The organism is Streptomyces sp. NPDC001980 (assembly GCF_040296885.1).
GTDB lineage: Bacteria > Actinomycetota > Actinomycetes > Streptomycetales > Streptomycetaceae > Streptomyces.
The window spans coordinates 265878-278387 of sequence record NZ_JBEOYD010000008.1; the positions used below are offsets into that span (position 1 = coordinate 265878).

The following is a 12510-nucleotide window of genomic DNA, read 5'->3' on the forward strand; positions in this document are numbered from 1 at the left end:
AGGCCGACAGATCATGGTTAAAATCCGACACTTGGGCGTGACGGCTACTCCGGTTAGGCTGGCATCGGCCAGGTTCCCTGCGTGAGGGTGGCTACTGGTGACGGTGAGAAAACGACAGAGCGCGTCGCGCGAGATCGCGGACATCGGCTTCGCTCCCGCCGTCGGCACACCTGCCGGCATCGAAATCATCTCTCTGGCCGACCTGCGGGAGCGGGCCGCCGTCCACATGGGCGGCGGACGACTGCAGGCACCGCAGCGACCCACGTTCCACCACTTGATCACCCTCTCCAGCGGCTCGTTGTGGCACGCGGTGGACTTCACCGGCTACGCCCTTGAGCCGGGCTCCTGGCTCTGGACCCGACCTGGTCAGGTACAGCAGTGGGGTGATCTGGACGACGCCGAGGGCACCCTGGTCCTCTTCGAGGGCGACTTCCTGGATCCGGCTACCGTGGCCGCAGCGCGGATGGACGATCCGTACGCCCCCGCGCTCCAGGTTCCCGGTCCCGAGGACCGTCACGCGCTGGAGACGGCCGTGGACCATCTGGCGCTGGAGTTCCAGGCGTTGCGTGGCATCTCCCTGGAAGCTCACGTGGCGGTGTTGCGCCACCTGCTGGCGGTCCTCGTGCTGCGCCTTTCGCAGCGCACCGCGCCCGTGGGCAGCCCGGCACCGGACCCGGGGGAGACATTCCTCCACTTCCGTGACGCGGTCGAACGCGACTTCACCCGCACCCGCCGCCTGGAGGACTACGCCCGAGCCCTGGGCTACTCACCGCGCACCCTCTCCAGGGCCGCGCTGACCGGAGCCGGGGTGGGGGCGAAGGAGTTCATCGACCGGCGGGTCGTCCTGGAAGCGAAGCGCCTGCTGGCGCACGGCGATCAATCAGCCGCCCGTGTCGCGGCGCAACTGGGCTTCACCAGCGCCACCAACTTCAGCAAGTTCTTCCACCAGCGCACCGGCCAGTCTCCGCTCGCCTTCCGCGCGACCGTCCGCGGCCGCTCCTCGGAGGATGACGGGAGCGAAACGCCCCACGCCAGGCCACCTGGGGGGTGAGCGTCGCTCCCGGGAGCGTGGCCAAGAGACAAAGACCCGCAGAGCCCGCCCATCGACAGTCCGGTGCACATGGGCAGCAGGGTGACGCCGAGGACCGCCACGGGTGGTGGTCACGGTGGCCCACCACCCGGCGCACGGACCCGTAGTGAGTATGGGTCAGCCCCAGCGCATCTCGCCGGTGGCGACCTTGGTGCCCAGGTCCAGAGACACCGCCAGGCCCAGGTCTGGGTAACGCTGGAGCATCGCGGACTTCAGGGCCTCGGAGTCGTTGCCGTGCTTGGCCAGTTCCTCCTCGAACTCGGCGAGGTAGGTGCGGGTGAAGCCGATCACCGAAGCATCGGTGGCGGAGTCGGCGGAACGGTGGCCGGCGATCACGAACCGCGGGGCGAGCCGCTCCATCTCGGTGAGCGTCTCGGCCCAGGCGTGCCGCTCACGCGGCGTAGGGGTGTCGGCGGTCCACACATGCAGACCGGCGAAGAGCAGGACCCCGCCCACCACCGCGCGGTCCTCGGACTGCCACAGGTACTCGGTGCGCCAGACCAGGTCGGGGTGGCCGCCGCGCAGCTCGAAGTCGTGGCCCTCGATGCTGACGCGGTCTCCTTGCAGCACCTCCGGGACGATCACCTCGGTGGGCAGGTTCCTGCCCAGGTGTGCCCAGGTCTTGAGCTTGCCCTGCCAACTGCGCTTGATCCGCTCCACGGTGGTGGCGGTGGCGACGATCCGCACCTCCGGGAACGCCTGGCGGATCACCTCCAGGCCGAAGTAGTAGTCGGGGTCGGCGGTGGTGACCACGACGGTGGTCAGCTCCTTGCCGCTGTCGATGACGTCCGCCAGGACCCGGTGCTGCTCGGCTAGCGTGAACTGGCCGTCGACCAGGAGTGCTTCGCGCTCACCCGTGACGAGGACGGACGACTTGTTCAGGCCGGTGTCGCCGGCCGTGTGAACGGAATACGTCAGGCTGGACATGGGTGCACTGCCCTTCGGGGGGTTGCGGGAGGGTGGCTTCAGGCGGCCGTGGTGGCGGCCACGTGCTGGTCCAAGGCGTGGGTGAGCGCGTCGGCCGAAGTGGCCGGGCCGCCCAGGCGGTCGGTGCCGTGGGGGGTGTGCAGCAGCAGCGTCGGGTAGGCATCGACGCCCAGACGGCGCACCTCGAGGAAGTCGGCCTCCGCCTCGGCACGGGCGGCGGGCGAAGCGAACGCGGCCGCCACCGCCTCGGCGTCCAGACCCAGCTCGGCCGCGAGCTCCCGGTACACTCCGGCAGCGGAGAGGCTGCGGCCGTCGCGGTACCAAGCACGCTGCATCGCGGCCGCCGCTTCGAGGGCGTTCACTCCTGGCCGGCTGCGCAGCGCGACCAGGCCGGTGGCGGCGTCGGCGGAGTCCATCACCGCGTTTCCGTCCGCCAGCACGGCCCGGTAACCGTCGCCGAAAGTGACACCGGTCAGGTGGGTGATGCGCTCATTGGCGCCGGGGATGTGCGGGTAGGACGACACCGGAAGTGCGCGCGAGCCGGTGAACAACCCGCCGGACAGCACTCGCAGCTCGATCCGGTCCGCGTTGGTGGTGGCGAACTCGTGCAAGGCGGGGCCGAAGCCGTAGCACCAGCCGCAGTAGGCGTCGAAGGCGTAGGTCAGCCGAATGCGCTCCACAGAACTCATCGCGCTTGGTCCTTTCCGGAATCCGTCACCCGGCTCTCTGCATCGGTCGGGCCGGCGCCGTCAAAGCTATGCTCAGAAGCACGTCGTTGCCGGATACGCAGACGACTGACCATGGTCAAAATCCGACTGTCCGGCGATCCCCTCAGAGGAGAAGGACTGGCCTTCGGGCGGAGTCGGCTGCATGTCATGCAGATGCCATGCGAAACGCCCGGACGGAGATGTCCGGCCGGGCGTTTCGTGGTTGCGACGCGGCAGCCCCACGTCTGCCCTGTCGCTGTGCGGCTAGCGCAGCGTGGTGTTGCCTTCGCCGCCGACGACGACCGGGGCGTCCTTCACCGGCGTGGCCTCGCCGACGTCCCAGCCCTCCGGCTTCGCGCCGGGCACCTCGACGAGGGACGGCTTCTCGGCCGTGACGGGGCCGCCCTCGACGACGGTGAGGTCGCGCAGCTTCTTGGCGGTGCCCGGCTTGATGTGGTGCGGGTGCGGGTTGCCGGGCGCCTCGGAGATCGTGACGCCGTCGTGCTTGGTGGTACTGCTGCCGGTCGAGGCCGCGGCGGCAACCCCGCCCGAGGCGAGCAGTACGGCCAGTGCGCCGGCCATCACGGCACCCTGACGACGCGAGATGCTGTTCCTACGCACCTTCATGCGATCAACTCCTTCGCAGGTGGAGGGAGACAGGGGTGCCGGCACGCGTCCGGCCCCGGTTCCCTCGGGATCGAGAACGAGGCAACTCTCGCCCCTGCCGGCTGAAGATCCACTGAACGTCCTGAAGATCCCCTTCAGCACCTGATGTCCCGGGCTCGATGCCCGAGCTGTCTGCAGAGGACTTCGCCGAGAGCCAGAAGCACAGCACCACGCAGGTTGGGGAACGCGTTCCTTCGGCGTCTGGCCGTAAGGCATGCCACAGCACGACAGCCTTTGCTTTCGCCGCGGCCTTCTCCCATCAGACGCCGACCCTTCGTACGCCTCGGCCGAAGCTGGTCTCAGGTTCAGCTCTGTGCGTCCATGAGCGCGGTGGCCGTGAGCCACACGACTGCCCGGTTGAGGCGTTCGGGATGAAGGGTGCACATGGCATCGAAGAATTCGATCCGGCTCGTTGACTCCTTCAGGAGCCGGTCCGCGTCACGGATGTACTGCCGAGTTTCCTCGATGGTGGCCGGACTGTCCAAAAGCGCCTTGTTCTTGTGTCCGGAGACGACGTGGCGCGGCGCGAGGCGCTCGACCGTGTCGAGCGCCTGAAGCCACTGTGCACGCCCGCCATCCGCAGATTCGGAGAGGTACGCGTGCACGCCGTTATAAACGACATCGCCGGCGACGACGAGCCCGATCGAGGGAACGTGCAGCACGGTGGTGCCGTCGGTATCGCTGTGTCCGACTTCGACGGAGCGCAGAACGTTGCCCTCCAGAAGAAATCCTTGCGCTGGTACGGGCTGTGCGAGCACGGGAGTCGGCGGGATCTGACCGGGGAACAGGTTGTCCCACTGGGCCTTTCTGAATTCCGCCGAGCTCTGCTGCCGCATGAGACGGATGCTGTCCTCGCCGGCGAGTACCACGGCGCCGGGGAAGCGCTCGACCAGAGGGCCGGAGCCGAACCAATGGTCGCCGTGGCCGTGCGTGATGAAAATGTTTTCGAGGTGCTTGCCCGACTGCTCGACCCAGTCACCCACCCTCCGGGCCTGCTCGATCGTCAGCGGGGGATCGACCAGCACCGCGTTCTTCTCCCCGTAGATCAGTGTGGTCGACATCGGCGACCAGGAGAACAGCTCTCCGTTGGGAATGGGATCCGTGACGCTGGTGGGGATCGGATCGGAGATGAAGACTTCGTACGCCAAATCGGTCTGGGAGGCCATCTCTGCCACGCCCTTTTCCTTGTGGTGGTTGTCTGGTGGCGCCTTGATGGGGACGGACAGCTCAGTTGCCCCTCTCACCTCGGGACCATGACGTCCCAGTGCTCGACGGCTCGCCCGTCCGCCACCCGGAACAGGTCGTGGAACACGAAGTCGGCGCCCGCGAAGACGCCCACCGAACGGACGTAGGCGAAGTTCCCCTCGGCGACGACGTCCAGTACGTCGGAGTACTTGAGGGACTGGCCGGACTTCGCCAACTCACCCAGTGCGGCCGCCAGCCCGCTGATGCCGTCGGCGAAGCGGGGATTGTGCTGGATGTAGGACTCGCCCACCAGGTAGCGGTCCAGGTCGGAGAAGTCGTTGTCGACCAGAATCGTGCGCACCGTCTCTTCCGCCACCCTGCGCGTGGCGTCCGTGTCGGCCGTCGTGTCGATGACGGCGGCGCCGTCGACCTGGGTGTGACCGTTGGCCGTCTGTTCCACGATCGGCTCCTGGTCACCCCAGTGGCCGGCGATCTGCCCATCCGCGATCTGCCAGAGATCCAAGGCTGCGGCCCGGCCGCCGTCGGGGGACGTCGTCGTGGCGTGCGTCACGACGACGTCCCCCTGTGCCAGCACGCGGTGCACCTGGTTCTTGCGCCCAGTGGTGTCGTCGATGGCCGCGAGGACGACCTGCTTGTTGGCTTCGTTGCTCATGGCGTTCGCCTCTTGTCGTTCGTAGGCGGGGTTTGACTGTCGTACGGCCGCACCGGACCCCGTTGAGAGTGGTGGCTGCACCGTGAAAGTGAGTACAAAAAATGTACTCACTGAGGACGTTAACCTAGCACAGTGAGTACTGAATCTGCACCGACACCCCGCGTCTGTTCCGTGACCGACGCGGTAGCAGTCGTCGGCGAACGCCATTCGCTGCCGATCGTGCGCGAGCTGCTGTACGGCAACCGGCGCTTCTCCGAGATCGCCGACGCCGTCGGGCTCTCCCGGACGCTGCTGTCCACACGGTTGCGTCGACTGGAGACGGCCGGCGTCGTGGAACGGCGGCGCTACAGCGAGCATCCGCCGCGCGACGAATACGTCCTCACGGAGGCGGGCCGGGCCCTGCTCCCCGTGCTCGCCGCCCTCAAGGAGTGGGGCGACACGTACTGCCGCGACGGCATCGCCACAACGGAGTTCCAGCACCGATGCGGCGCCGTCCTGCACACCCGAGCGGACTGCGCGGCCTGCGGCGAGGAGATCCGCTTCGAGGACCTGGCCGTGGTGGGAGGCACCCACCCGCCGCAGATACGACCCTGAGCGCCTCGCGTCTCGCACGCCCTCCGGCCCGGAACCTCGCGCCCACCGCCTCCGCCCACCACAGGCCGGGCCCGCGCGCACGAAGGGCGGGACCGTCCGGCACGGATCACACTCGTGTCACCCGACCGGGTGCCAGGGCGCACACCGCCGGGCCCGTCAAAGGCAGTGCCGGTCCCGCGGCCCGCCGCGCGTTCCGGTCGTCGCCCGGGAGTGGTTCAGCGCCGTCGGAGCTGTCCCTTCCACCGGATCCGCCTCTCACCGGAGCGTGCCCGGGTCCCCGGCAGGACCACCGAGCAGGCGGCGAGGGCAAGGCCGGCGACCAGTGCGACGGCGACGGTGGCACGGACGCGCACCGTCCGCGGCCGCAGCCACAGGCGCCGGCGGTGTCCGCGGTCACGCTCCGTCGGAGCGGAGCCGGTAGGCCCCGCCGGGCACGGTTTCGATACTGGCCCGGCCGAAGGGACGGTCGATTTTCCGGCGAAGAGCACTGACGTTGACCTCCACGATGTTCGGGCCGCCCTCGTACGCGCTGTCCCAGACCCGGTCCAGGATGGCCGCCTTGCTGATGGCGATGTCCGGCGTTGCCGCGAGCAGCGCGAGGACGTCGAACTCGCGAGGGGTAAGGGCGATGTCCGTGCCGGCACGGCGGCAGCGGCGGGCTCCTGTGTCGATCTCCAGGTCCCCGAAGTGCTGGACGATCTGCCGCTCCGGGCGCGCGCGACGTATCAGGGCGTGCAGCCGGGCGGTGAGGACGACGAAAGAGAACGGCTTCGTCAGATAGTCGTCTGCCCCGGTCTCCAGCCCTTCCGCTTCGTCGTACTCACCGTCTTTCGCCGTCAGCATCAGGATCGGGGTGTTGTCGCCGATCGACCGCAGGTGCGCGCACACCTTGTAGCCGTTCAGGCCCGGCATCATGACGTCGAGAATGATCGCGTCGTAGGTGTCCGCGGCCGCCTTGGCGAGACCGTCAAGGCTGTCGCTCGCGGCGTCCACCGCGAAACCCTCTGCGCGAAGGCCCTGTTGGAGCAGCTCCACGAGACGGGTGTCGTCGTCCATCACCAGCACACGCATGCCCTCTACCTTGCCCGACCGGTCGCGCCAGGCGCTGAAGAGGATCTTCAGGACGTTCGGCGACCCTTCAGCCGACGGATCGGACCGCCCGCGCGACCGGGTGGCGACCCCGTCATCCACCGAGCCGTCTTCCTGCCCTGGGCACTGCCCGAGGTGGATGCGCGCACGTACGTCGACGAACTTTGCGACCGTTCCGTCTGATCCAAGTGCGGTCGGTTCCGTCCGGAGTTCCCGGGGCGGCGGACTCCGACCCCACCCACGGACGCTCAGGCGGCGGTGCCGAGGGGGTTGAGGATGGCCATGCGCCAGGTGCCGTCCTGACCACGACGGGCGACATTGGCAGTGGTGCCGGTGGCCTTCTTCCGGTTGCCGTCGGGACCGGTGATCTCGAGGGTCCACTCCTCGCTGATGAACGCGATGTCGTCGCCGGCCACGATGCGCGACGGGCCGTTGGACAGCTGGGCGTTGCCGGCGATCGACCCGGCCGTGTAGTCGCGCAGCGCCTGACCTGTGACGGTCTCACCGGTGACGGTACGCATGACCGCACCGGGCGCGAGCAGGCTCAGGACCTCGTCGAGATTCCCGGAGTTCATGGCCTTCTCGAAGGCCGGGGGGAGCTGCGCCGGGTCGGTAATGGGAGTCGGCATGGTCGTTCCTTTCAGAATTGGATGTTGTGCAGATCTTTGAGATGGCGGGTGCTGGGACCCGCGTGTGAAGGTCCGCCAGGATGCTCCGCGGGCAGCAGCGCCGTGCTGACCGCCGCCGCAGGTCCACCCCTGGGGAGGCGTGGGACCGTCAGGCATACCGGCGAAGGAAGCCGGCCAACGCCGGGTTGACCTGGTCGGGATGAGTGAGGTTCGGCGTGTGTCCTGCCCCGGTCACGGTGACCAACTCCTCGGCACCGGGGATCTTCCCGGCCAGCGCCTGGCCCAACGGATACGGGATCGGCTGGTCCGCGTCGCCATGGACGACCAAGGTCGGCACCGTGATCTCACCGACCCGGCCGGTGATGTCGTCAACCCCCATCAGTACCTGCACCGCGTCGGCGAGCCGTTCACGCGGCTGCGCCCTCCACTTCGCCAGCCACTGATCGTGGATCGCGGGCCGGCCCAGCAGCATCCCCAGCAATACCGGGGCCACTGCCTCCGGACCCGCTCCGCGGAATCCCTCCGACACACCACGCATCTGCTCCAGCGCCTCGAGCGGCCAGGAGACCGAGGTCGTGTCGATCAGCACCAGGGCCTTGACCCGCTCAGGCGCCAGCAAAGCGGCCCGCATCGACAGAAAGCCGCCCTGCGAATGCCCCACCAGCGCCGCCTGCCGCACACCCAGATGATCCAGGAGCCCGATCAAGTCGGCGGCCGAGTCCCAGTAGGTGTAGGTCTTATCGTCGTCCTCGGTCCGGCCGTGCAGCCGCTCGTCCCACGCGACGACCCGAAAGTCCCCGGCCAGGCCCTGGATCTGATGCACCCACATGTCACGGTCCATGAGGTTGCCGTGGCTGAAGACCACGACCGGGCCCTCACCACCGCTGTCCTCGAAGTAGAGGCGGGCACCGTTGACGTCTGCGTACGGCATGGTTGTTTTCTCCATTCCTCCCGGCCACACCAGGCAGTCAGAGGCTTGACCGGACGCGGATAACGCGCTGACTGCGTGCTTGAACAATGCGCGATGCGTGCTGCGCAGGCGAGGTGTGCAAGAGTCTCGCCATGGTCGAAAATGGACTCGCCGATCCGCTCAAGGCGAGCGCCTCGGAGAGCCCGGGCTCGGCGCAGTCTCCGCTCCACGGTCCAGATGCCTCTGGCTGTCCGAGCGGTCGGGGCTGTCAGCGCTGCGTGGCGCGGAATGCCCCGGGAGTGGCACCCACCGTCCGCTCGAAGAACTTCCCGAAGTTGGTGGGCTCCGTGAAGCCCAGCATGCGCCCGACGGACGCGACAGGAAGGCCGGTATGTACCAGCAGCCGCTTGGCCTCCAGGGCGACACGGTCGTCGATGAGATCCTTCGCGGTACGGCCCGTAGCGGCCAGACAGGCTCGCGTAAGCGTCCGCGGCGAGTAACCGAGGTGCGCGGCATACTCGGCAGCACGGCGCCTCGTGGCGAACGCGCGTTCCAGCTCGCCGCGGAAGACCCGGAACACCTCGCCCCCCGCCGCGGGATTCCATTCACCGGGATGCGGCAGCCGGGCCATGCGTACCAGCAGCGCAGCAAGAAGCTGCCGCAGCAGTTCCACAGTGAGTTCCGCCTGTGAAGCGTCCCGCTCGGCCAGCGTGGCGTATTCCGCCGCTATCTCGGCCACGGCCACCGACATGGCCCGGTACTCCCCCGCGGACAGTGAGAAAGCGGCAGGACTGAGCCCCTCGTCGATGACGGCTGCGCCGGCAGGCCCCGGCGGTGGAAAGGCAGGCGTGAACACCACCAAGGTCGCATCGAGATCCGCAATGCCCCCTTGAGGATCCGCGGGGAAACGCTGCACCTGGCCAGGACGCACATGCAGCAGAGTTCCCGGAGCGCACGGGTAAGCCACAAAGTCGATCAACGCGGTACCCTCGCCGCGGGTGACCAGGGTCAGCTGATGGAAGTCCGGACGACTGGGCGCCGCCGCGACAGACGGCAGCAGCCGCTCACGCAGCGTCGCGAAGGACAGAACCTCCAGCCCCAGCCGGGGCTGATCCGGGTTGTCATAGCTGACGTCGACGACATCCGGGCTTCCCATACCAGCCATCCACCAATGATCGCAGTTGCGGCCGACCACACCGGCGGCGAGCTTCCTTCGCCCTACTCACCCCGCGCCCTCTCCAGGGCCGAGCTGGACGGCGGCGGGGACGGGAGCGAAAAATCACCGACCGCCGGGTCGTTCTGGAAGCCGAACGTCTCCTGGCACACGACGACCCGCCGGCCTCCCACATCGCGGCGCAGCTTGGCTTCACCAGTGCCACCAAACTTCAGCCAGTTCTTCCATCGGCTCATCGGCCACTCTCCGATCGCCTCTCGCGCGACCGTCCGCCGTCGCTCTTCGGAGGACGGAAAGGGCGATACGCCTGGTACCGGGCGGCCCCACCGGTGAGGACCGCGCCCGCAAGGGGTGCCACCAGATAGAGCCACAGATGTGACCAGTCACCTGGCCGGTGGGCCCACAGAACGGGGCCGAACTGGCGGGCGGGATTGGCGGACCCGCCCGTGAGGGTGCCGAGGGCGATCACGACCACGGCGGAAGCGGCGGGGCGAGCCAGCGGGATCCAGCGCGTCCACGCACGACGGGACATCAGCAGCAGGGTGACGGTGAGGACAGCGGCGGTAGACACGGCTTCCACGGTGAACAGCAAGGTCGGCGAGCAGGAAGGAGCGGGTTCAACCGCGGCGTAGGCCATCCGGTCCCCGAGGACCGGGCCCCACACGAGGCGGGCCAGGCCGGTACCCGCCACGGAACCGGTGAGCTGGGCAGCGAAGTACGCCGGAACCCGGCGGCCGGGGAAAGCACCGGTCAGCCACAGGCCGAGGGTCACCGCCGGGTTGAGATGTCCGCCGGAGTAACGGCCCCATGGAGAGGACAGCGCCCCCGCGAGCGCCGCGCCGACCATCACCGCCACGACCGCAAGCTGAAGATGCGGTTGTGGCAGGGCCCGGCTGAGCGGCGATGCCGACATCCAGCGGACGGCGGTCACCACGACGAACAGGACACCGCCAGTAAGGACGAACTCCGCGACTGTCGCCCCCCAAGGGGTGGCATCAGTAGTCCGCCGTGCAGGTACAGAGGCCATCGTGGACACGGTCAGCCCCTGGCCATCATGTCGATGGCGACCCTGGTGCCCAGGTCCGGAAACACCAGCGGGCCCAGATCCGGGGGCATGGGCGCGCTTAGTTCACAGGGTGCTGAGTGGGTGGCTTCAGGTGGCCGTGGTGGCGGCCACGTGCTGGCAGGGCATGGGTGAGGGCGGCGGGCGAAACGAACGGGGCCGCCTCGCCACCGCAATCGCCGGCATCGCGGGAGCGGCCGAGATCGCACCCCGCAGAATTTTTTTTCCCCGTACTTCCGCTCCGTACTTCCGCTCCGAACTTCCGTTCCCAACAAGACATCGCGCTCAGCCGGTTCACCGAATCGAGGGACCGGCTGACCGCCCAGCTGCGCGACCGCGAGCCGCACGACGCAGCCATGGAAATCCTGGGCCGATGGCCACGGGCCGAAGGACAGGACGACGAGAACAACGGGCTCGAACACCGCATGTTCTCGGCCAACCGTGCACTGCGCGCCTCCCACAGGACCGCCGCCCCCGACGCAGCCGTGAAAGCCCTCGCCGAAGAACTCGGCGCCGTTCCCCACGGCATCGGTCCTCGCATCGCGACCGCCTTGGCTCTCTTTGCAGTCGGGATGCCGACACTCAAGGGCCCGGGACGCGGTGCCGGGTCAACACGGGCGCGGAGCCAGGCACACGGGGTGCCCGGCTCCGCGTCTTCTTCGTGGCGGCTGCCCGCCGGCAGGCGGCCACGGCACCCGGCCGCGGCCATCGCGAGACGTCGTCAGGCCGGACGCACCGGGGTGGCGACCAGCTCGTCCAGCCCGGGGAAGGGATTGTCCGGCCGGTGCTTGCGATACACGATGTCGACGAACGACACCGGCGCCCACTTCGACGGCTGCTCGTCGATCTGATGGACCAGCTGCGCATGGATCTTGTTCCGCAGATCCAGATACGGAAACGCCGCGTGCGCCGCGTCCAGTACCGCCCGGTCCACCTCCTCGATACCGAAAGCGAACATGTCGGCACCGATACCGAAATGCGCGAGAGCGCCGACCAGATGCTTGTGGGGCGCGATCCCCGGCGAGGTGTGCAGCGCCACCGCATCCCAGATCTGGTCGGCGGCGACATCGGACAGCCCGTGCTCCCGGGCGAATCGAGCGGCCCGGAACGCACCGTCCACCTCGAACCTGTTCGGACCCTGCCCGGCGTCGGTCAGACCGATGTCGTGCAGCACCGTGGCGAGAAAGAGCGTCTCGTCGTCGTAGTCCGACCCGGCAACGAGCTTCCTGGCGGTGGCGATACTTCGAGCATAGAAGTAACTGCGGACAGTGTGGTTGAGCAGCCATGCCGGAGAGTGCTCGGCAGTGAAGGCGACAGCGGCCTCCGTAGCCGCCGTACGCGGCCACCCTCCGATTGCCTCCGGAAGATTCTCGAGCACGCTCACTTGCCCTCAGTCTCCAGTGCCAGGTGCTCGGCCATGACCACCTCGGCCGGGCGCAGCTCCCCCACGACGTTGGACTGCTCGAAGTAGGTGTACCAGCCGGAGCTCTCGACACCGGCCAGGAACACATCGGCCACTTCCCTCGAAGGGGCCTGCCAGACCGCGAACCATTCATAGGACGCGGACTGCGCGGCCGGTTCCACCCTGCCCCAGCCGAGCGTCACGAATCCGATGTCCGCGAGCTGCTTCATGGCTTCCTGAATCCCTGTGAACAGGTCGTTCCGCGCCTTCTCGTCGGCGGCGAAGAACGCGGGCTTCGGTGTCCACATCTCGACGACTACGTACATATTGCGCATCTCCTGACTAATCGCGATCGGCGTGATGCGCCCAGCCTAGGAAGAGCGCGACCACCGTACGATGGC

14 protein-coding genes are annotated in these 12510 nt (G+C 68.3%); 2 read left to right on the forward strand and 12 right to left on the reverse strand.

The window, feature by feature from the left end; translation table 11 throughout:
* Nucleotides 1-97: 97 nt before the first annotated feature.
* Complete coding sequence (locus tag ABT137_RS15300; RefSeq protein ID WP_351708180.1) at nt 98-1051, forward strand: helix-turn-helix domain-containing protein; 954 nt, start codon at nt 98-100, stop codon at nt 1049-1051.
* Nucleotides 1052-1207: 156 nt separating this feature from the next.
* Here ABT137_RS15300 and ABT137_RS15305 read toward each other — a convergent pair whose 3' ends face one another.
* From ABT137_RS15305 to ABT137_RS15325, 5 genes are all read right to left on the reverse strand, one after another.
* Nucleotides 1208-2017, reverse strand: coding sequence for an MBL fold metallo-hydrolase (locus ABT137_RS15305; RefSeq protein WP_351708183.1), 810 nt, complete (start codon nt 2015-2017; stop codon nt 1208-1210).
* 38 nt (nt 2018-2055) lie between these two features.
* Nucleotides 2056-2706 (reverse strand): DsbA family protein, encoded by a 651-nt coding sequence (locus ABT137_RS15310; RefSeq protein WP_351708186.1) that lies wholly within the window; start codon nt 2704-2706, stop codon nt 2056-2058.
* A 282-nt stretch (nt 2707-2988) separates the two neighbouring features.
* Nucleotides 2989-3351 carry a hypothetical protein gene (locus ABT137_RS15315; RefSeq protein ID WP_351708189.1) on the reverse strand — a complete coding sequence of 121 codons (363 nt, stop codon included), beginning with the start codon at nt 3349-3351 and terminating at the stop codon, nt 2989-2991.
* A 344-nt stretch (nt 3352-3695) separates the two neighbouring features.
* Entirely contained in the window at nt 3696-4556 is an 861-nt protein-coding gene (locus ABT137_RS15320; RefSeq protein ID WP_351708399.1) for an MBL fold metallo-hydrolase, read from the reverse strand.
* 74 nt (nt 4557-4630) lie between these two features.
* A complete protein-coding gene (locus tag ABT137_RS15325) occupies nt 4631-5248 on the reverse strand; it encodes a nuclear transport factor 2 family protein (protein ID WP_351708192.1) in 618 nt (205 codons plus the stop codon).
* A 171-nt stretch (nt 5249-5419) separates the two neighbouring features.
* Between ABT137_RS15325 and ABT137_RS15330 the strand changes: the two genes are divergently transcribed.
* A complete protein-coding gene (locus ABT137_RS15330; protein WP_351708195.1) occupies nt 5420-5842 on the forward strand; it encodes a winged helix-turn-helix transcriptional regulator in 423 nt (140 codons plus the stop codon).
* 393 nt (nt 5843-6235) lie between these two features.
* Here ABT137_RS15330 and ABT137_RS15335 read toward each other — a convergent pair whose 3' ends face one another.
* From ABT137_RS15335 to ABT137_RS15365, 7 genes are all read right to left on the reverse strand, one after another.
* Complete coding sequence (locus ABT137_RS15335; protein ID WP_351708198.1) at nt 6236-6913, reverse strand: response regulator transcription factor; 678 nt, start codon at nt 6911-6913, stop codon at nt 6236-6238.
* A gap of 266 nt (nt 6914-7179) precedes the next feature.
* The gene (locus ABT137_RS15340; RefSeq protein WP_351708201.1) at nt 7180-7560 is read right to left on the reverse strand and encodes a YybH family protein; all 381 of its coding nucleotides are present in this window, start codon (nt 7558-7560) and stop codon (nt 7180-7182) included.
* A gap of 148 nt (nt 7561-7708) precedes the next feature.
* Nucleotides 7709-8491 (reverse strand): alpha/beta fold hydrolase, encoded by a 783-nt coding sequence (locus ABT137_RS15345; protein WP_351708204.1) that lies wholly within the window; start codon nt 8489-8491, stop codon nt 7709-7711.
* A 247-nt stretch (nt 8492-8738) separates the two neighbouring features.
* Complete coding sequence (locus ABT137_RS15350) at nt 8739-9635, reverse strand: AraC family transcriptional regulator (protein WP_351708207.1); 897 nt, start codon at nt 9633-9635, stop codon at nt 8739-8741.
* A gap of 241 nt (nt 9636-9876) precedes the next feature.
* Nucleotides 9877-10578: an MIP/aquaporin family protein gene (locus tag ABT137_RS15355; protein WP_502984518.1), complete on the reverse strand. Its 702-nt coding sequence runs from the start codon at nt 10576-10578 to the stop codon at nt 9877-9879.
* An 850-nt stretch (nt 10579-11428) separates the two neighbouring features.
* The gene (locus ABT137_RS15360; protein ID WP_351708212.1) at nt 11429-12091 is read right to left on the reverse strand and encodes an HD domain-containing protein; all 663 of its coding nucleotides are present in this window, start codon (nt 12089-12091) and stop codon (nt 11429-11431) included.
* Nucleotides 12088-12435, reverse strand: coding sequence for a DUF6616 family protein (locus tag ABT137_RS15365; protein WP_351708215.1), 348 nt, complete (start codon nt 12433-12435; stop codon nt 12088-12090). The genes ABT137_RS15360 and ABT137_RS15365 overlap by 4 nt, the downstream gene beginning before the upstream one ends.
* Nucleotides 12436-12510 lie beyond the last annotated feature (75 nt).